General features: G+C 62.7%; 22 protein-coding genes and 1 tRNA gene. 11 read left to right on the plus strand and 12 right to left on the minus strand.

The genetic code is table 11. From position 1 onward, the window contains the following. The 3 genes from AB3N21_RS13915 to AB3N21_RS13925 all read right to left on the minus strand — a co-directional run. Positions 1–1,782 (minus strand): ABC-F family ATP-binding cassette domain-containing protein (locus AB3N21_RS13915; RefSeq protein WP_367935779.1); only part of this gene is annotated, 1,782 nt, incomplete at its 3' end. 68 nt (positions 1,783–1,850) lie between these two features. Then, positions 1,851–2,582, minus strand: a complete 732-nt coding sequence (locus AB3N21_RS13920) for a GNAT family N-acetyltransferase (protein WP_367935780.1) — start codon at positions 2,580–2,582, stop codon at positions 1,851–1,853. A 99-nt stretch (positions 2,583–2,681) separates the two neighbouring features. After that, positions 2,682–3,158, minus strand: coding sequence for an outer membrane protein assembly factor BamE (locus AB3N21_RS13925; protein ID WP_171174159.1), 477 nt, complete (start codon positions 3,156–3,158; stop codon positions 2,682–2,684). Positions 3,159–3,241: 83 nt separating this feature from the next. Here AB3N21_RS13925 and AB3N21_RS13930 point away from each other — a divergent pair, with 83 nt between their 5' ends. From AB3N21_RS13930 to AB3N21_RS13965, 8 genes are all read left to right on the plus strand, one after another. Then, entirely contained in the window at positions 3,242–3,778 is a 537-nt protein-coding gene (locus tag AB3N21_RS13930) for a DUF177 domain-containing protein (RefSeq protein ID WP_367935781.1), read from the plus strand. A gap of 211 nt (positions 3,779–3,989) precedes the next feature. Next, positions 3,990–4,196, plus strand: a complete 207-nt coding sequence (gene rpmF / locus AB3N21_RS13935; RefSeq protein ID WP_008756996.1) for a 50S ribosomal protein L32 — start codon at positions 3,990–3,992, stop codon at positions 4,194–4,196. A 24-nt stretch (positions 4,197–4,220) separates the two neighbouring features. Beyond that, a complete protein-coding gene (gene plsX / locus AB3N21_RS13940; RefSeq protein WP_367935782.1) occupies positions 4,221–5,321 on the plus strand; it encodes a phosphate acyltransferase PlsX in 1,101 nt (366 codons plus the stop codon). 17 nt (positions 5,322–5,338) lie between these two features. Then, positions 5,339–6,310, plus strand: a complete 972-nt coding sequence (locus AB3N21_RS13945; protein WP_367935783.1) for a beta-ketoacyl-ACP synthase III — start codon at positions 5,339–5,341, stop codon at positions 6,308–6,310. A gap of 97 nt (positions 6,311–6,407) precedes the next feature. Continuing rightward, the gene (ihfA, locus tag AB3N21_RS13950; protein ID WP_171174167.1) at positions 6,408–6,710 is read left to right on the plus strand and encodes an integration host factor subunit alpha; all 303 of its coding nucleotides are present in this window, start codon (positions 6,408–6,410) and stop codon (positions 6,708–6,710) included. A 28-nt stretch (positions 6,711–6,738) separates the two neighbouring features. Continuing rightward, positions 6,739–7,410, plus strand: coding sequence for a MerR family transcriptional regulator (locus tag AB3N21_RS13955; protein ID WP_367935784.1), 672 nt, complete (start codon positions 6,739–6,741; stop codon positions 7,408–7,410). A 61-nt stretch (positions 7,411–7,471) separates the two neighbouring features. Continuing rightward, positions 7,472–7,548: transfer RNA gene (locus AB3N21_RS13960), tRNA-Pro, on the plus strand. 58 nt (positions 7,549–7,606) lie between these two features. Beyond that, positions 7,607–8,686 carry a 2'-deoxycytidine 5'-triphosphate deaminase gene (locus AB3N21_RS13965; RefSeq protein ID WP_367935785.1) on the plus strand — a complete coding sequence of 360 codons (1,080 nt, stop codon included), beginning with the start codon at positions 7,607–7,609 and terminating at the stop codon, positions 8,684–8,686. Positions 8,687–8,698: 12 nt separating this feature from the next. Here the strand turns inward: AB3N21_RS13965 and AB3N21_RS13970 are convergent, their stop codons facing one another. The 6 genes from AB3N21_RS13970 to argS form a co-directional block, all read right to left on the minus strand. Continuing rightward, on the minus strand, positions 8,699–8,938 hold the full coding sequence (locus AB3N21_RS13970) for a hypothetical protein (RefSeq protein ID WP_367935786.1): 240 nt from the start codon (positions 8,936–8,938) through the stop codon (positions 8,699–8,701). A gap of 64 nt (positions 8,939–9,002) precedes the next feature. Beyond that, entirely contained in the window at positions 9,003–9,662 is a 660-nt protein-coding gene (gene scpB / locus AB3N21_RS13975; RefSeq protein WP_367935787.1) for an SMC-Scp complex subunit ScpB, read from the minus strand. Next, positions 9,655–10,449 (minus strand): ScpA family protein, encoded by a 795-nt coding sequence (locus AB3N21_RS13980; protein WP_171174178.1) that lies wholly within the window; start codon positions 10,447–10,449, stop codon positions 9,655–9,657. The genes scpB and AB3N21_RS13980 overlap by 8 nt, the downstream gene beginning before the upstream one ends. Beyond that, a complete protein-coding gene (gene nagZ, locus AB3N21_RS13985; protein ID WP_367935788.1) occupies positions 10,439–11,446 on the minus strand; it encodes a beta-N-acetylhexosaminidase in 1,008 nt (335 codons plus the stop codon). The genes AB3N21_RS13980 and nagZ overlap by 11 nt, the downstream gene beginning before the upstream one ends. After that, positions 11,443–12,504: an SPOR domain-containing protein gene (locus tag AB3N21_RS13990; RefSeq protein ID WP_367935789.1), complete on the minus strand. Its 1,062-nt coding sequence runs from the start codon at positions 12,502–12,504 to the stop codon at positions 11,443–11,445. Before AB3N21_RS13990 ends, nagZ begins: the two co-directional genes overlap by 4 nt. An 88-nt stretch (positions 12,505–12,592) precedes the next feature. Then, a complete protein-coding gene (gene argS / locus AB3N21_RS13995) occupies positions 12,593–14,338 on the minus strand; it encodes an arginine--tRNA ligase (protein ID WP_367935790.1) in 1,746 nt (581 codons plus the stop codon). Between the two features lie 132 nt (positions 14,339–14,470). Here argS and AB3N21_RS14000 point away from each other — a divergent pair, with 132 nt between their 5' ends. Then, positions 14,471–15,022, plus strand: coding sequence for a hypothetical protein (locus AB3N21_RS14000; protein WP_367935791.1), 552 nt, complete (start codon positions 14,471–14,473; stop codon positions 15,020–15,022). Here the strand turns inward: AB3N21_RS14000 and AB3N21_RS14005 are convergent, their stop codons facing one another. Continuing rightward, the gene (locus tag AB3N21_RS14005) at positions 15,023–16,180 is read right to left on the minus strand and encodes a deoxyguanosinetriphosphate triphosphohydrolase (protein WP_367935792.1); all 1,158 of its coding nucleotides are present in this window, start codon (positions 16,178–16,180) and stop codon (positions 15,023–15,025) included. 76 nt (positions 16,181–16,256) lie between these two features. On the opposite strand from AB3N21_RS14005, the gene AB3N21_RS14010 reads away from it, so the two are divergent. Next, positions 16,257–16,580 (plus strand): HesB/IscA family protein, encoded by a 324-nt coding sequence (locus AB3N21_RS14010; RefSeq protein ID WP_367935793.1) that lies wholly within the window; start codon positions 16,257–16,259, stop codon positions 16,578–16,580. A 226-nt stretch (positions 16,581–16,806) separates the two neighbouring features. Continuing rightward, a complete protein-coding gene (gene xth / locus AB3N21_RS14015) occupies positions 16,807–17,610 on the plus strand; it encodes an exodeoxyribonuclease III (protein WP_367935794.1) in 804 nt (267 codons plus the stop codon). Positions 17,611–17,617: 7 nt separating this feature from the next. On the opposite strand, the gene AB3N21_RS14020 is transcribed toward xth, so the two are convergent. Then, the gene (locus AB3N21_RS14020; protein WP_367935795.1) at positions 17,618–18,769 is read right to left on the minus strand and encodes an FAD-dependent monooxygenase; all 1,152 of its coding nucleotides are present in this window, start codon (positions 18,767–18,769) and stop codon (positions 17,618–17,620) included. Positions 18,770–18,843: 74 nt separating this feature from the next. Next, positions 18,844–19,266 carry an RNA polymerase-binding protein DksA gene (dksA, locus tag AB3N21_RS14025; RefSeq protein WP_171174186.1) on the minus strand — a complete coding sequence of 141 codons (423 nt, stop codon included), beginning with the start codon at positions 19,264–19,266 and terminating at the stop codon, positions 18,844–18,846. Between the last annotated feature and the right edge of the window lie 43 nt (positions 19,267–19,309).

Genomic DNA, 19,309 nt, shown 5'->3' on the forward strand with positions numbered 1-19,309 from the left:
CACCAGCCCCTCCTCCGGGGCGGCTGCAAGCTTTCCCTGCCGCTGAACCAGCGCCCCGGTCGCCTTCTGAAACTTGACCGGCTCGCGGGTGTAGAGCTCGGGGTCGGCAAACAGCTCCTCAAGCTTGGCGATCTCGGCCTCCAACCGCTCGATCTCTGCAGGCAGTTCCTCCAACCGGTGCTTTTCCGAGAACGACAGGCCCGGTTTCGGCCGGGCCTCCTGTTTCACCTTCGGCTTGGATGCCTTTGGTTTTTCAACAGATTTTCCGGAGACCTCCCCGCGCTGCGAGATATAGTCGGTCCAGCCGCCCGCATAGACCGTGGCACGCCCGTTGCCCTCCATCGCCACGGTCGTGGTTGCCACCCGGTCCAGAAAATCCCGGTCGTGGCTGACCAGCAGCACGGTGCCGTCATAGTCGTCCAGCAACTCCTGCAACAGGTCCAGCGTCTCCACGTCCAGATCGTTTGTCGGCTCGTCCAGCACCAGCAGGTTCGAGCTGCGCGCCATCAACTTGGCCAACAACAGCCTCGCTTTTTCCCCACCGGACAAGGACTTAACAGCAGCTCTTGCCTGCTGATCGTCAAACAGGAACTCCTTGAGATAACCCACCACATGCTTCGGCTGGCCACGCACCATCACCTGATCCGCCTTGCCCGAGACCCGCATCTCGGGGTCGCCGGTCAGACTGTCCCACAGGCTCATCTCGGGGTCGAGCTGCGCCCGCGCCTGATCGAACACGGCCACCTCGAGGTTGGTGCCCAGCTGGACAACGCCCTCATCCGGCGCCACCTCACCCAGCAGCATCTTCAGCAGCGTCGTCTTGCCCACCCCGTTAGGCCCGACAAAGGCCAACCGGTCGCCGCGTTGCACCTGCAGATCGAAACTCCGCACGATCTGCCTGCCGTCGTAACTCTTGGCCAACCCTGCGGCCTCAATCACCTTGCGGCCCGATTTCGGCCCTGCTTCCAACGACATAGCCGCCGCGCCCTGCCGCTTGATCTGCGCCGCCCGCTCGGCGCGCAACGCCTGCAAGGCGCGTACCCGGCCCTGATTGCGCTTGCGCCGGGCACTAATGCCTTCGACCGCCCAACGCGCCTCGGATTTGATCAACCGGTTCAGCTTGTGCCGCGCGGTATCCTCTTCCTCCCAAACCTTGTCGCGCCAGGCCTCGAAATCTTCGAACCCCTTCTCCTGTCGCCGCACCATTCCCCTGTCAATCCAGAGGGTTGCCCGCGTCAACTCACGCAAGAACGCCCGGTCGTGAGAGATCAACACAAACCCCGCACGGGTGGCCTTGAGCTCCCGCTCCATCCAGCCGATCGCTTCGATGTCCAGATGGTTTGTCGGTTCGTCCAAGAGCATCAAGTCGGGCGCCTCGGCCATCAGCTTGGCCAGCGCCGCGCGCCGCCGTTCCCCGCCCGAGGCGGTTTCGACCGGGCGCGAGGGATCGAATTTCAGCCCCTCACCGGCCCGCTCTACCTTGTACAACTCGCCCGGCTCCAAGTCGCTCGCGGCATAATCGCCGAGCGTGGCAAACCCGACCATGCCTGGGTCCTGCTCCATGTAACCCACGGATTTCCCAGGTGGTATTACGATGTCGCCCACATCCGGCTCAACCAGGCTGGCCATCACTTTCATGAGTGTTGACTTGCCGGACCCGTTGCGCCCCACCAGCGCCACACGGTCGCCCGGCTGCACCACCAGGTCCAACCCCGAAAACACCGGATCGCCCCCGAAGGTCAGCGAAATGCCGGACATCTGCAACAAAGGAATTCTCGCCATGCCCGCCAGCTAAACCGCTGGTCAGAACGCGTCAACGCCCCTGCTTCATCTTTTCAAAAATACTCAAATCACCCGGCCACCGCCCGCAGAAAACGCTTCCGCGCCGGGGGAATCGCGCCGATTTCCAGCCCGGTAAAGACATGCAGCGTGTTCATCTGCCGATCCACCACCGCATGGTCGCTGACCCAGCCGCCCATCATCAGATAGGTGCGCAGCAGGGGCGGCATCCGCAGCATGGCCTGCTTCACATCGGGCTTGCGCCGCAGCCGGGACGCGAACCGGAACACATCCGGCGCCTTGACCCGGGGCAGCCAGCGTTTGGGCGCCAGATGGCGCTGCCTGAGCATGGCAAACGCGTCCAGATACTCCACCGTCTCGGTTCCGGCGAACGAGGAACAGCCAAACAGCATCTCGACCCCGTTCCGATCCACATAGGCCGTCATCGCCCCCCAGGCCACGCGCAGGATATCCGGGTCAGACCAGTCGGGATGCACGCAGAAACGGCCCATTTCCACGAGCTTGCCCTCAAAACGCTTCAACGCGGAGAGGTCGTAGAACTGAGCCGAATAGCTGCGTCCGATCTCGGCACCGCCTGCCATTGTCAGCATTCGAAAACAGCAAACCAACTGCCCGCCCGCCCGCATGTCCTCCACGAGAACATGGGCGCATATCCCGTCAAAGCGATCACTATCGATCCGCTCAGTCCGAAACGCCATCGTGCGCAGCGCCTGCGCATCCGCAATGTCGCGGTCAGACTGCGCCAACCGGGCGCGATAACGGCCTTTGTTCAACAGAACCATGTCTGCCAAGGGCTGATCCTCCGCAGTCCAATATAGGTATGATTTCAAAAACGCCCATATCACGAGATCCATGTCCGACCCATGACAGGCAAGGCACGCTTATTGTGGGCTGTTCCCGAAGCCGGCCGGGTTGAAGTTTCCGATATTGCCGAGCAACTGACGCAGGAAGGTTTTGTCCTCGACGCTGGAACTGGTCACCCGCCGTTCAAGCGGAACGACGATGCCATCTTCCAGACCGAAACGCTCGATATTGCGAACGACACCGCGCTGGTCGAAACTGATCGCAACCAGTTCGCGCGACACCACCTGGGGCCTCTTCGGGCCATAATGGCGAATCCGCGAGGCAACATAGTAGTAGCCGGATTCTTCGAGCACACCCGAGGAACTCGGGGCGCCAACCGCCTCGATCACGCTGTCGCGGGTGTCGACCCCAACCTTGACCTCGGCCAGTTCGGCCTCAGACGGCACGTAACCGTGGTTGCGGTAGATCGCGGTGCAGGCCGTCACCGCGCCAACTCCGACAGTAAAAACCGTGATCCGGACAACCGGTTTCAGCAACTCTATAAACTTGAACATCACTGCCCTCTTGCCTTGGCGCCATACGGCTTTTATCCGATTACCGAAACCGAAGCCATGGTTCAACACACGAAAGATGCCGGATGACTGACCGCACCGCCCTGAGGGTGGCCGACCTGCCCCAGAACGCCCCGACCCCGTTCGATCTGCGCCCCGACGCCGGCGCGCTTGAGCATCTGCGTGAGCAGTTGCATCTGGTGGGCTTACGTAAGGTCCGGTTTTTCGGGGATATTCGGGCGCGCGGAAAACGCGACTGGGTGCTCAGCGGACAGTTGGGTGCCACAGTCCTGCAACCTTGTGTGGTCACGCTCGATCCCGTCACGACCCGGATCGACACGACCGAGCGCCGCGTCTACCTAGCCGACTGGCAGGAGCCGGATGAGGCCGAGACCGAGATGCCCGAGGATGACGAAACCGAGGCCCTCGGGGCAGAAATCGACCCGTGGGCGGTGATGGAAGAGGTACTGGCGCTGGCTCTGCCGCTTTACCCGCGCAAAGAAGGTGTAGGCCTGGGTGATGCGGTCTTTACCGAACCGGGCAAACAGGCGATGACCGATGACGATGCCAAGCCCTTTGCCGGGCTTGCCGGACTGCGCGATGGGCTAAAAAAAGACGAGTGACAGAAAGCCCGGGACATGGCATAGCAAGCGGTCAGAAAAACCGCTTGAACATAGTGAGAATCGCAGTATTTTCGCGCGCTCATCGGATTTTGGGTTGGACATCGTAAGGGCCGTGCCCTAAACGCGCGTCACGCCACGAGAAAACGAAGAATGTAACCCGGCCCGGACGGCATCATGCGCCGCAGGCCCCAGTCAGACAAAGGTTGAGACAATGGCTGTCCAACAGAACAAAGTTTCCAAGTCGCGCCGCAACAACCGCCGCGCGCACGACGCTCTGGTTGCTGCCAACCCGAACGAATGCCCGAACTGTGGCGAACTGAAGCGTCCGCATCACGTCTGCGCGTCCTGCGGCCATTACGACGATCGCGAAGTCGTCGCACAGGCCGACGAAATCGATCTGGACGAAGACGCGGCCTAAGCTTCGATCAATGCAGGCTACGGCATGACGGCTCAACCCGATCAGACCGGTACATCAGCCGGACGGATCATCATCTCGGTTGACGCCATGGGCGGGGACGCGGGTCCTTCGGTCGTTGTGGCAGGCATTTCAAAATCGGCCAAGAAGAACCCTGAGATCGGGTTCATCCTGCATGGCCGCGAAGATGTGCTTCGAAAACTGGTCGCAAGGCGGCGCGTTCTGGATGGGCGCGTCGCCTTTCGCGATTCGCCCGACGTGGTCACCATGGAGGACAAGCCCAGCCAGGTGGTCCGCAGCGGCAAGCAGACCTCGATGTGGTCGGCGCTGGATTCGGTGCGCGAGGGCGAGGCGCATGGCGCGGTGTCCTGTGGCAACACCGGCGCGCTGATGGCACTTTCGATGATGCGTCTGCGCAAGCTGCCCGGCGTCAATCGCCCTGCCATCGCGATCCTGTGGCCCTCGCGCAACCCGCAAGGCTTCAACATCATGCTGGACGTGGGCGCCGATGTGCGCGCCGACGCCAAGGACCTGCTGCAGTTCGCGCTGATGGGCGCGTCCTATGCCCGCAACGGGATGGAACTGAGCCGCCCGCGCGTCGGATTGCTGAATGTCGGCACCGAAGAGCACAAGGGTCGCGCCGAACTGAAAGAGGCTCATGGCCTGATCACCGAGTTTGCCGAAAAGGCAAATTTCGAGTTCGTGGGTTTTGTAGAGGGCAGCGATATCCCGGGCAACAAGGCCGATGTGATCATCACCGACGGCTTCACCGGCAACGTTGCGATCAAGACCGGTGAAGGCACCGCCAGCCTGATTGGCGATCTGCTGCGTGCCGCGTTCAAGTACTCACTGCTGTCGCGTATTGCATCGGTGCTGGCAATCACCTCGCTGCAACGGCTGCGCAAGCGCATCGACCCGCGTCAGGTCAATGGCGGGATATTTCTTGGCCTCAACGGCACCGTGGTCAAATCCCACGGCGGGGCGGACCCGACCGGCGTCTCAGCCGCGGTGAAACTGGCCTTTACGCTCGCCAAATCCGGTTTTGCCGAAAAACTGGCGGCGCGGGTTGCATCCACCGTCGAGCTTGCCCAAGATGACGGCCACGCCGCATCGCAGGCAGAACAATAACAAAAGGCAGTACCCAAATGGCAAGCCGCGCAGTTGTAACCGGTGTCGGACATTACCTGCCGGAGCGCATTGTCCCGAACGCGGAATTCGAGGCGACACTGGACACATCGGACGAGTGGATTCGCACCCGGTCCGGCATCGAGCGTCGCCATTTCGCCGCCAAGGATGAAACCACATCCGATCTGGCCACGCGCGCAGCCGAAGCCGCGTTGGAAGATGCCGGTCTGACCGGCGAGGATCTGGATGCTATCGTTCTTGCCACATCGACCGCCGATCTGACCTTTCCCTCCGCCGCCACGATGGTTCAGGCGCGGCTGGGCATGACCAAGGGGTTTGCCTTTGACGTGCAGGCCGTTTGTGCCGGGTTCGTCTATGCGCTGAGCAACGCCAATGCGCTGATCCTGTCGGGTCAGGCCAAACGCGTGCTGGTCATCGGGGCCGAGACCTTTTCGCGAATCATGGACTGGACCGATCGCTCGACCTGCGTGCTGTTCGGAGACGGCGCCGGGGCGTTGGTTCTTGAGGCCCAGAACGGCAATGGAACCGCGGATGATCGCGGTATCCTCTCCACCGATCTGAACTCGGACGGGCGGTACAAGGACCTGCTCTATGTCGATGGCGGCGTCTCGACCCAGAGCACCGGCCATCTGCGCATGCAGGGCAACCAGGTGTTCCGCCATGCGGTCGACAAGCTGGCCAAAACCGCCGAAACCGCACTGGACAAGGCCGGGCTGAACAGCGGCGATGTCGATTGGATCGTCCCGCATCAGGCCAATATCCGCATCATTCAGGGCACCGCCAAGAAGATGGGCCTGCCGATGGAGAACGTGGTGGTGACAGTTCAGGACCACGGCAACACCTCGGCCGCTTCGATTCCGCTGGCCCTTTCGGTCGGCAAGGAGCGGGGCCAGATCAAGCCGGGCGATCTGATCGTGACCGAGGCAATCGGCGGCGGCTTGGCCTGGGGCGCGGTGGTTCTGCGCTGGTAAGTGGCGCATTCGCGCTGACACGCCCGCTTGCAATTCATTGATATTGACAGTGAATTTCACCTCCCCCTATGCTTTGGCAATAACAAGGGGGAATGGCATGGGCGACAAAACACTGACACGCATGGACCTGAGCGAAGCTGTCTTTCGCGAAGTGGGTCTGTCCCGCAATGAAAGCGCGCAACTTGTCGAGAGCATGCTCAACCACATGTCGGACGCGCTGGTGCGGGGTGAGCAGGTAAAGATCTCGTCCTTCGGCACGTTCAGTGTGCGCGATAAATCCGCCCGGATCGGCCGCAATCCCAAAACCGGTGAAGAGGTTCCGATCCAACCGCGCCGGGTGCTGACATTCCGCCCATCGCATCTGATGAAGGATCGGGTCGCGGCAGGTAACCGCAAGTAATAAAAAATAAAATCAGGACTACGAGGACATGAGCAAATCACCCGAGGCCTTTCGCACGATCAGCGAAGTTGCGGAATGGCTGGGGGTTCAGGCTCATGTCTTGCGCTTTTGGGAAAGCCGGTTCTCGCAGGTCAAGCCGGTCAAACGCGCGGGTGGACGGCGTTATTACCGGCCCAGCGACATGCAACTGCTCGGCGGCATCAAGAAGCTGCTGCACGATGACGGCATCACCATCAAGGGCGTGCAAAAGATGCTGCGCGAACAGGGCGTGGCCAATGTGGCCGCCCTGTCGCAAGGATTGAACGAGACGGCCACGCCCGAGGCGGCCGAAAGTGGCACTGTGGTCAAGCTCTCAGGCCAACGCCCGGCCAGCGACACGTCCACTCAGATCGACATGGATCTTGGCGAGCCTGCCGAGGATGTCAAAATGCCGACCGCCTCGGAACTGCCGGAGTTTCTGGCCGAGCAGAAAGCGGCGGATCATCCGGATGAGAGCGGGATGCCCGAGCCGGTGGCGGCCACCGAGGCAGTTTCCGATACTGAATCGCCCGGCTCGGAGGCCGCGCCTGTCGCGCCCGGCCCCCTCACCCATGTCTGGACCACGGATCGGTTCGATCCGGCTCTGCTGCGGCAGATCGCGCCTATTGCGCGGGACCTGCGGGCATGGCTCGAGCGGGTCCAAACCCAGGCGGCGGGATAAGAAAAAAGGCAATGATTTCCTCTTGCCCCTGCCGGGAAAACCGTTATGAACAGCCCAACGTCGGGCTATGGCGCAGCCTGGTAGCGCGTCCGTCTGGGGGACGGAAGGTCGCAGGTTCGAGTCCTGCTAGCCCGACCAAATCACACCGACGTTCCAGAAACACAGGCCAGATCCTCTGGCACCAAGAGGGATCGAGATGACCGGCGTGTGTCCCAATCAGCAAATCGAAACGATGATCGAGCGCGGCGAGATTGCCGCCGAAGTTCCGGTATTGCCTGCACAGGTTCAACCCGCCAGCCTGGATTTACGTCTGGGAACAGTGGCTTACCGCGTGCGCGCCTCGTTCCTGGCTGGTGAGGGTAACTCGGTTGCCGACCGGCTGGCCGAGTTCGAGATGCATCGGATCGACATCAGCCAGGGCGCGGTGCTGGAAAAAGGCTGTGTCTATCTGGTGCCGCTCATGGAATCGCTCGCCCTGCCTGTCGACATGAACGCGGTGGCCAATGCCAAAAGCTCGACCGGGCGGCTGGACCTGCTGACGCGCACCGTCACCGATGGCGGGACCGAGTTCGACCGGGTGCCCGCGGGCTATTCCGGTCCGCTCTATGCCGAGATTTGCCCGCGCTCGTTTTCGGTGCTGGTCAGGCCCGGGATGCGCCTGAACCAGATCCGGTTCCGGCAGGGTCAGGCGATCCTGTCGGATGCGGATCTGAACGCCATTCACGCCGAGACACCGCTTGTCGACGGTCCGGCGGTCATTCAGGACGGGCTGGGGTTTTCGGTCGATCTGCGCCTGCCCGAGACCGATCTGGTCGGCTATCGTGCCAAGCCACATACCGGCGTGATCGACCTGGATCGAATCGGCTTTTACGATCCGGCGGAGTATTGGGAAGAGGTGCGCACAAGCGACGGGCGCATCATCCTCGATCCCGGCGCCTTTTACATCCTCGTCAGCCGCGAGGCCGTCCACATCCCGCCGCTATTCGCTGCCGAAATGGCGCCCTATCTGGCCATGGTCGGAGAGTTCCGGGTGCATTACGCGGGATTTTTCGACCCGGGATTCGGCCACGCCGCGGCGGGTGGCGCCGGGTCACGCGGCGTGCTGGAGGTCCGTTGCCACGAGGCCCCGTTTGTCCTTGAGCATGGTCAGGTGGTCGGACGGCTGGTCTACGAGCGCATGGCCGAGATGCCCACACAGCTCTATGGCGCAGGCATCGCCTCGAACTATCAAGGACAGGGGTTGAAGCTGTCGAAGCACTTCAAGACCCCGGCGTAACAACCTGAAAAGTCATAATTTCGTGAGCCTGCGCGCCTGTCGCGTCAAACGTTGTGCCTGCCGCATGGTCTGCTTCTGGCGCTGTGCCGTGGCATTATGATTGGCGCCGTTTTGCGGTGCATTTCCGTCCGTCTCCGCACCCGGTTTGCGCCCGATACGGGACGCGGCGTCGAACCCCTTGTCCACGCCCCTGTTTACAAGCTGGCGGATCACTCTCCGCACGATCATGTCGATGATCCGGTTCGCGTTCATTCTGCTCTCCGTATTTGTCCCGGCTCATATAGCCGGAAAATGAGTCGAGAGAAGGGCCGAATGATCACTCTTCCTCGAAGAGTTCCGTCTGATCATCGTCATCTTCATCCTCCTCGCGCCCTTCACCCAGCGGGATGGTGCCCGGAGGTGGGCGATTCTCCAACAGACCAGCCGCGCGCAGCTCCTTCAGCCCCGGCAGGTCGCGGGCGTTTTCCAGCCCGAAATGATCCAGAAACTGTGGGGTGACCACAAAGGTGACCGGGCGGCCCGGAGTCATGCGGCGACGGCCCAACCGAATCCACTCCATCTCCAGCAATTGGTCGATGGTGCCGCGCGAGACTGAGACCCCGCGGATTTCCTCGATCTCGGCGCGGGTGCAGGGTTGGTGATAAGCAACGATGGCCAGCGTTTCGATCGCGGCGCGGCTCAGCTTGCGGGTCTCGACCGTCTCTTTCTGCATCAGAAAGCCCAGATCGGGTGCGGTGCGGATGGCCCAGGCCTCGCCCACTTTGACCACCGCCACCCCGCGCCCCTCGTAGCGCTTGCGCAGCAGGTCCAGCGCCTGCGCGGCGTTGGAACCGTGCGGCATCCGCGCCTCAAGATCGGCAACCGTCACCGGCTCGGCGCTGGCGAACAGCACCGCTTCGACCATCCGCTCCTGCTCGGCCAGCGGGGGCGCGTCAAACAGGCTGTCGGTGGCTTGGTCTTCGTTCGGCTCAGTCACGTTTGTCTGTCCTCTTGCGCAGATGGATCGGAGCGAACGTGTCCAGCTGCTTGATCTCCATATGCCCCTCTTTCACCAGTTCCAGAGAGGCGGCGAAGGTCGACGCGGTGGCAGAACGCCGCCGCATCGGATCGGTCTCCCACCCCTCGGGCATGTAGCTTTCCATATCGGTCCAGCTCCCGGCAAAACCGATCAGCGGACGCATCCGGTCCAGCGCCTGCTCCATCGTAAAGATCGCGTCCCGGTCCATCACGAAAGGACGGAATTCATCCTTGGTGCGGATGCGCGCGTAACCCTGCATCAGGTCCAGCAGCGTGGCGGAATAGGTGACGGTACGGATGCGGGTCACATCCTCACCCTGCCCCCGCTTGAAGAAATCGCGCCCCAACTGATCCCGCGCCATCAGCCGTGCCGCAACATCGCGCATCGCCTGCAGGCGTTCGAGCTGGAACGCCAGATGCGCGGCCAGTTCCTCGCCTGTCGGCCCCTCCTCCTCGGGGTCCGGCGGCAGCAGCAGGCGCGATTTGAGAAAGGCCAGCCAGGCGGCCATCACCAGGTAGTCGGCGGCCAGCTCGATGCGCAGTGCGCGGGCCCGTTCGACAAAGGCCAGATATTGCTGCGCCAGCGCCAGCACCGAGATCTTGCGCAGATCGACCTTTTGTGTGCGCGACAGCGTCAGCAGCACGTCGAGCGGGCCTTCGAACCCGTCCACATCGACAATCAGCGCCTCCGCCGCAAGGCGGTCGGCGACCGAGATGGGATCTTCGGTGAAAAGGTTATCCGTCATACACCCGTCCGCTCATGAGGCGGGATAGTTCCGCCTCGGCAGCGTCGATGTCAAGTTCCTGCGCGCTTTGCCGTTGCGCCAGCGCCCGCTCTGCGCGGTTCTGCGCTGCCTCGGTCATCTCTCCGGCGGCCTCGGCCACCTGGTTGCGCTCGGCCAGTGTGCCGTTGCAGTGCAGGACCACGTCACAGCCTGCCGCGATGGCGCGATGCGAGAGGTCGCTCAGGGAACCGGACAGCGCCTTCATCGAGATATCGTCGGTCATGATCAGCCCGTCAAAGCCGATCCGCTCGCGGATCAGCCGCATCATCGGGCCTGAGATCGTGGCCGGGTCCGTATCGACCCTCTCATAGACCAGATGTGCGGTCATGCCTAAAGGCAGGTCGTTCAGCGCCCGGAATGGCGCGAAATCGGTGCCGTCCAAAGCGTCGGTGCCCAGATCCACGTGCGGAAGGTCGAAATGGCTGTCCATGGTGGCGCGGCCATGGCCGGGCATGTGTTTGACCACTGGAAGCACGCCGCCGTCCAGATGGCCCTGCGCCACCGCCCGGCCTAGGCGGGCCACGGTTTCGGCGTCACCTCCATAGCAACGGTTGCGTAAAAATGCATGAGTATCGGCGCGGACCAGATCCACCATTGGCGCGCAATTGCTGTCGATCCCCAGCGCGTGCAGCTCATGCGCGATCAGGCGGTATCGCAGGTACATGGCGCGTTCGGCCTCTGCCCCGGCCTGCCCTACGTGATCGAGCGGCGGCAGCCATTCGCGGGCAAGCGGCGCGCGCAGACGTTGCACACGCCCGCCCTCCTGATCGATAGTGACGGGGCAATCCCGCCCCACCGCCTCACGGAAATCGGCACAGAGGGCGCGGACCTGATCGGCGCTGTCGATATTGCGGGCAAAGAGGATGAAGCCGAACGGGTTCACATCCCGAAACAGTGATTTTTCCTCGGCATTCAGCCGCAGCCCTTCGGCGTCAAGGATGGTTGCTCCGAACCTCACCGCACCGTCACCGGGATGCAGTCGGCGCCTTCGGCCACAAGTGCCGCACAGAAGCGGCGCGAATCGCTCAGATCGTCGAAACCGAGCGCGCGCAGGCGATAGAATGTCCGCCCGCCGCTGGCGGCCTTCTGGATCACCCGCTGTTTGCCGTCGAGATAATCGCCGAACCGGCCATAGAGACGATCCCATTCGGCGCGCGCCACTTCGGGGCTTTCAAACGCGCCAAGTTGGGCAAGACGGGTGCCAACGGGCAGCGTGTCGGGCTCCACATCAAGGCCGACCGCCGCCTGTAGGGCCGCATCGACGGCGGCTTGCACGTCGGCACTGCCTGCTGGCTTGGCTCCGCTGGGTGTGGCGCGGGCGGGGCGTGAGACCGGGCGCAGCGATTTGGTCACGCCCGGCGCATCAAGCAGCGCCACTTGCGGCTGTTCCGCGACCAGATCGGCGGGATCAATCGCGGGTTCCTCTTCGGGCTCAGCAAGGCTTGCTAGTTGCTCCTCCTGCGCGTCCGGCGAGAGCGCGTCCACCGGTTCCGAAAGTTGGGCATCCGCAGGGGCAGAGCGCGGCGCTGTAGCCTGACCCGAGACCTCTTCCTCGACCTTCAGCACCGCCTGCGTAGGCTGCAATTCGCCCATCGGCGCGTCCTCGTCGGATAGCGACACCGGGCGCGGCGCCAGGATCAGGCGGTCGGGCGGCGGCGCGGCGGTGCCTTGCGCAGCCACCGTGTTGACGGCCAGCCCCTGGTGATCGGCAGGGGTCCCACCGGGATTCTCGGGCTGTATCCGCATCGGCCCTTCGACGGCGCGCACAACAGGCACACCGCTCACATCACGGATCACCAGCTTGTAGCCCCAGACGCCGATCCCGACGACCAGCGCCAGCGAGCCGACCGCGCCCAGAAAGCTGACCGCGCGGGCAAACCCGCCCGCCCCCTCCGGCGCCGGATCGGGGTCGTAATGCAGGTCATCCTGCGGTTCATACACTCCGGGTTGGAGCATCTGATCGGTGTACTGAACGTGACCGGGGCCCGTTTGCCCCGAGTAATCGTAACTCGCCATTTCCGCCTCACTGCCCTGATTCACCGCCTCTAGCGGTGCCCGGGTTTTCTTGTCTCTGCCTCGGACCGGCGGTTTCGGGCGGTATTGATTACCGCATCTCCTGCGCCGGCGTGACCCCAAGAATACCCAAGCCCGCTGAAATCACAACAGAAACGGCACGCGCCAGGGCCATTTTCGATTGACTTGTGGCCGCATCGCCATCCTGCAGGAACCGCAGCGAGGTCACATCGTTGCCCTTGTTCCACAGCGCGTGAAAATCCCCAGCCAATTCATAGAGATAGAAGGCAACGCGGTGCGGTTCATGGGTGCGCGCGGCGATCTCGACCAGACGTGGCCATTCGGCCAGTTTCTTGGCAACAACCAGCTCAGACTCGTGGTCGATCTTGCCCAGATCGGCTGCGGCAAGGGTGGCGTCGTCGGCAGCAATCCCGGCCTCGGCGGCGCGGCGCTGCACGCTCATGACCCGGGCATGGGCGTATTGCACGTAGAACACGGGGTTCTCGCGGCTTTGCTCCAGAACCTTGTCGAAATCGAAATCCAAGGGCGCGTCGTTCTTGCGGGTCAGCATGACGAACCGAGTCACATCAGGGCCCACCTGATCCACCACATCGCGCAGAGTGACGAAGTTCCCTGCACGCTTGGACATCTTGAACGGCTCGCCATTCTTCCACAGCTTCACCAGCTGCGTCAGTTTGATATCCAGCGGCACCTGACCATCCGACAGCGCTGAAACAGCCGCCTTCATGCGTTTGACATAGCCGCCATGGTCGGCACCGAACACGTCGATCAGCTCGTCAAAGCCACGGGTCACCTTGTCGTAGTGATAGGCAATATCGGGAGCGAAATAGGTCCAGCTGCCATCCGATTTCTTAACCGGCCGGTCCACGTCATCGCCGTGTTCAGTCGATTTGAACAGCGTCTGCTCGCGCGGCTCCCAATCCTCGGGCTTCTTGCCCTTGGGCGGTTCCAGCACACCCTCGTAGATCAGACCCTTACCGGTCAGCGACTGCAGCGCGGCTTCGATCCGGCCGGTGCCATAGAGCGATTTCTCCGAGAAGAACACATCCATCTCGACGCCCAGAGCCTTAAGGTCGGCGCGGATCAGATCCATCATCGCATTGGTGACAAACTCACGCAGTTCCTCCAGCCACTCGCTTTCAGGCTTGTCGATCAGGCTGTCCCCATACTCTTCCTTCAGCGCCTCGCCGATCGGAACCAGATAATCGCCGGGATAGAGACCCTCGGCAATCTCGGGGCTCAGCCCGTTGGCCTCGCGATAGCGTTCGTAGGCGGACCGCGCCAGAACATCGACCTGCGCGCCACCGTCGTTGATGTAATATTCGCGGGTCACGTCATGGCCGGAATAGGCTAGCAGGCTGGCCAGCGCATCGCCAAAGACCGCGCCGCGTGTGTGGCCCACATGCAGCGGACCGGTGGGGTTGGCCGAAACATATTCCACATTGACCTTGCGCCCCTGCCCCATGGCCGAACGGCCATAATCGGTGCCGTTTTCCAGCACCGCGGCCAGCACGTCTTGCCAGGCTGAATTGGCAAGCCGCAGGTTCAGAAATCCGGGCCCTGCAACCTCGGCGCTGGTGATCCGCGCATCAGCGGCCAGCACCTCGGCCAGCACCTCGGCAATGTCGCGCGGCTTCATCTTGGCCGGTTTCGCCAGCACCATCGCCGCGTTGGTCGCCATGTCTCCATGGGCAGCATCGCGCGGCGGCTCGACCGCCACATTGTCAAAGCTCAGCCCCTCGGGCAGAGCGCCTTCGGACTGCATCTGCGCCAGCGCGTCCAGTACAAGGTCGCGGATCTCGGAAAACAGGTTCATTTCGGTGTCCTTTTGCTTGCCGGGCGGTTTATCACGCAAGGCGATAAGGTCAATGGAACCTGTCGGTTTGGGGTTGGATCGCGGGACGACCCGGTTACTGTTCGGGACAAACCATCAAACCGGAGATTACCGATGCGATTTGTCCTGCCCCTGTGCCTGGCCCTGCTGGCCCCGCTACCGTCTTACGCTGAAATGGCGCGGCCCGAAGGTCACGTTCTGGTCACCCTCGGCGGCGCGGTGTCGGAGTCCAACCTGCCCGCGCGCGGTGCGGAAGATGGCGGGCTTTACGGCTTTCTTGAGGTCAGCTACGACGCCGCCGCCGGGTTCGACGCGGCGATGCTGAACCGGCTGGAGCAGGTCTCAATCACCATTCCACACGGCCCCGAGGGCAACCAGCGCGACATCGCTTTCTCAGGCCCGCTTCTGTCTGCGGTGATGGAGATGGCGGGAGCGGCCGGCAAGACCGCAAAGCCGATGGCGATGGATGGCTATCAGGCGGAAATTCCGTGGGCGGATATCTCGGAACATCAGCCCATCCTCGCCACCCATGCGGATGGTGTGCCAATGGGAATCGGCCGATATGGCCCCGCGATGATCGTGTTTCCACCCAACGAGGACGAAGAGACCCGCCAGAGGCAAGCCGGGCAGCAGGTCTGGGCGCTGGCCTTTATCGGAATCGAGTAATCAGACCCACTGAAGGTCCGCGCCGGTCAGACGGGCGTGATCCTGGAGGGCAAAGCGATCCGTCATCCCGGCGATATAGTCCGAGACGATCCGCGCCAGCGCCGTTTCATCCGGCGCGGCCTCGATATCGGGATGCCAGTGTCTGGGCATCTGCTTTGGATCGTTCAGGTAGATCGGAAACAGCTCATCCAGAACCTGCGCCACCTGTGCCCGCACCTCCATCACCGAAGGGGCACGATACATGCGGGTGAAGAGGAAGGCGCGGATTTCCTTCAGCCGGGTCCAGAGGTCGGGCGAGAACTGAACGACCGGGTGCCCTAGCGCCCGCACCTCTTCGACCGATTGCGCGCCGGATTGGGCCAGCAACCCGCGCGAGGTGTCGATCACATCGGCCACCATGACGCCGAAGACCCGCCGCAGCGCCTCATGTCGACGGCGATAGGAATCGAGGCCAGGATAGGTGCTATCCACCTGCTCATAACAGTCACCGACGATAGGTAGTTGGGCGATTTCCTCGTCGGTGAACAGCCCGGCGCGCAGCCCGTCATGCAGGTCGTGGTTGTTGTAGGCGATATCGTCCGACAACGCCGCGACCTGCGCCTCGGCACTGGCATGTGTGTGCAGTTCCAGATCGAAGCAGGTGTTGCACGCGGCCAGCGCCCAAGGCAACTCTCCAACCACTGGGCCGTTGTGTTTCGCAATCGCTTCAAGGGTTTCCCAAGTGAGGTTCAACCCGTCGAACTGTGCATAGTGCCGTTCCAGACTGGTGACGATGCGGATCGCCTGCGCGTTGTGATCGAAGCCGCCATAGGGTGCCATCAACGCGTGCAGCGCATCCTCTCCGGTGTGGCCAAAAGGCGTGTGGCCCAGATCATGGGCCAGCGCCACCGCCTCGGTCAGCTCCGGGTTCAGCCCCAGCGCCCCGGCGATGGTCCGCGCCACCTGCGCGACCTCGATGGAATGGGTCAGACGCGTGCGGTAGTTGTCGCCCTCATGCTCGACGAACACTTGCGTCTTGTGCTTGAGACGCCGGAACGCGCTGGCGTGAATGATCCGGTCGCGGTCACGCTGAAAGCATGACCGGAAACTGCTCTCCTCCTCCGGCACCAGCCGCCCCCTGGCGCGGTTCGGATCCGAGGCAAAACCCGCTCGCTCCAATTGCCTTATCCTTGTCGCCTGTCCTTGCCTTTTCTATATGGTAGGATGCCTAAGAATAAAACCATCGGAGTCCGGCATGAACCTGCCCCCCAGAGTGACCGACCGTGCCTTTGAGCGCCTCGCCGAGATCGGTGCGGCGGATCAGGGTCAAGCCCTGCGTGTGGCGGTGGAAGGCGGCGGTTGTTCCGGCTTTCAGTACGAGATCGCGCTGGATGCCCCCAAGGACGACGATCTGGTGCTGGAAGGCGCCGGACAGAAAGTGGTGGTGGACGCGATCTCATTGCCGTTTTTGGAAAATGCCACCATCGACTTCACCGAGGAACTGATCGGCGCGCGTTTCGTGATCGACAATCCGAACGCCACCTCGTCGTGCGGCTGCGGCACCTCGTTCTCGATGTAGGCGCAATTGGCCGCAGGTGACAGGGGGCGCTGCCCCCGTCGCGCGGGTCGCGACTCCCCCGGGATATTTTCAAACAGAAGAAGGGCAGAGCGCGGCGCCTTGCTTCTTCTGTTCACAAATATCCCGGAGCGCGAGGCAGAGCCTCGAAAAATACCCAAGACCCGCATCTTGCCCCACATCCGCATCTGGGCGATAGATCGTCAGGAACAGATCCCGGGGGCCGCGCATGAAAATCGCCACGTTCAACATCAACGGCATCAAGGCGCGGGCCGAAGCCCTGCCCCGCTGGCTGGATGACGCGCAACCCGACGTGGTTCAGTTGCAGGAAATCAAGTCGGTGGACGAGGCGTTTCCGCGCGCGCTGTTCGAAGAGCGCGGGTACAACGTGGAAACCCACGGACAGAAGGGTTTCAACGGTGTTGCGATCCTGTCGAAGCTTCCGCTGGAGGACGTGACGCGTGGATTGCCCGGCGATGACAGTGACGAACAGGCGAGGTGGATCGAGGCCACGGTTTTAGGAAAACGGGCGCTGCGGATTTGCGGGCTCTATCTGCCCAACGGCAATCCGGTCGAGTTGGAGAACGGCAAACCCGTGCCGGGCGGCAAGTATGACTACAAGCTTAAATGGATGGAACGGCTGCACGCGCGGGCGGCAGAGTTGATCGCATCCGAGGAACCAGTGCTGATGGCCGGCGATTACAACATCATCCCGCAGGTCGAGGACGCCAAACGCCCAGAGGCCTGGCGCGAGGATGCTCTGTTCCGACCCGAAAGCCGTGCCGCGTTCCGCCGCATCCTGAATCTGGGCTACACCGAGGCGTTTCGTGCCCGCACCCAAGGCGCTGGCCACTATTCTTTCTGGGACTATCAGGCCGGGGCTTGGAACAAGAATGACGGCATTCGCATCGACCATTTCCTGCTGACCCCGCAGGCTGCCGATCTGATGCGGGACTGCCGGATCGATGCCGAGATACGCGGGCACGAGAAACCTTCGGATCACGTGCCGGTTTGGATCGAACTCGACCTCTGAACCGCCTCTATCCGGCGGTCACGTCGTGGCTGTAAATCCACTCATAGCGGCGGCCCAGCCGCGGGCCCAGAACCCGAAGCGCCAGTTGAGCGACCTCGCGCACCGGGCTGCGAAAGTGGAAATTTCGGGCGTTTGCGGCGGCGGCGGCGACCACGTGGCGGGCGCGGTCCTTGCGCGCCAACTCATAGGATGACAGCGCCGAGGCGAGATCCACGTGCCCTTCCAGCGACCGGGCCAGCACCCAGGCATCCTCCAGCGCGAGGCATGCCCCCTGCGCCATGAAGGGCAGCGTCGGGTGTGCGGCGTCACCCAACAGGGCCACTGCGCCATTCTGCCATGACGGTGCAACCGGGCGCAGAAATAGGGCCCAGAGATGGGTTTCGCGCACCTGCGCGAGCATCTCCCAGACCGGACCGCCGAAATCGGCAAACCGGGAACGCAGCTCGTTTGGATCGCCCTGACGCCGCCATCCCTCTTCACGCCAGTCTGAGCGTTCCTCAACCGCCACGATGTTCATCAGCGTCTGGTCGCGGAGAGGATAGGTCACCACGTGCCGCCCCGGCCCCATGGTCAGAACCGCGCGTGGAGTGTCGTCACGATAGGTCCAGGGAATGGTTGCGCGCCAGGCAACCTGATGGGTGAATTTCGGGGTTTCGATGCCGTTCAGTTCCGTCCGGATCGTGCTGCGGCCCCCATCGGCAGCAATGGCGCAATCGGCAGTGATCACTTCTCCGCCCGCCATTTCGACCTCAGCACGATTTCCCGCCCTCCGGGCAGTCGCCACCTGCTGACCCAGACGAATCTCGACCCCGGAGCGGATGGCGGCGGCATGCAGCAACTCGATCAGGTCAGCGCGGTGATAATAGTAGGTCGATCCGGCCGCAGGGCCCGGCACCTCGCTGACCAGCCGCCCCGCGCGGTAGTCACGCAGCACGGTGCCGTGCGAACGCAGGCCCGCCTCGGGCGTGTCGCCGACCACATTCAGGCCGCGCAACACGGCCATACCGTTGGCGCTGATTTGCAGGCCCGCCCCCATTTCGGTGATCTCGCCGGCTTGCTCCAGCACCGTCACCTCGGCTCCGGTCTGGCGCAGCGCAACGGCCGCGGCCAACCCCCCGATCCCTGCGCCGATCACGCAGATATTTCGTCCGTCTGTCATAACGCCACCGGTTTAACGCAAAAACGCCGGAGCAACAGGCCCCGGCGTTTGAGATTTCAGTTGACGCTTCGCGGTCAATCGTCGCGGTGCACCTTTTCGCGGCGCTCGTGACGTTCCTGAGCCTCCAGCGTCATGGTGGCAATCGGACGCGCATCCAGACGACGCAGCGAAATCGGATCACCGGTCACCTCGCAATACCCGTATTCACCCTCGTCGATCCGGCGCAGGGCCGAGTCGATCTTGGCCACCAGTTTGCGCTGGCGATCCCGGGTGCGCAGTTCCAGCGCACGGTCGGTTTCCTCGCTGGCGCGGTCGGCGACGTCGGGAATGTTGCGGGTATTGTCCTGAAGCCCTTCGATGGTATCGCGGCTTCCCGCCAGAAGTTCGTTTTTCCAGTTCAGCAGCTTGCGGCGAAAATACTCAAGCTGGCGGTCATTCATGAAAGGTTCATCTTCAGCCGGGCGATAATCTTCCGGCAGAAAAACTTCCTGCTTCATATTTGCTCCCTCAGAATGGCCTGAAACGTCGGTCGCAGTTGTT

It is taken from the genome of Ruegeria sp., from assembly GCF_040830605.1.
Taxonomy (GTDB): domain Bacteria; phylum Pseudomonadota; class Alphaproteobacteria; order Rhodobacterales; family Rhodobacteraceae; genus Ruegeria.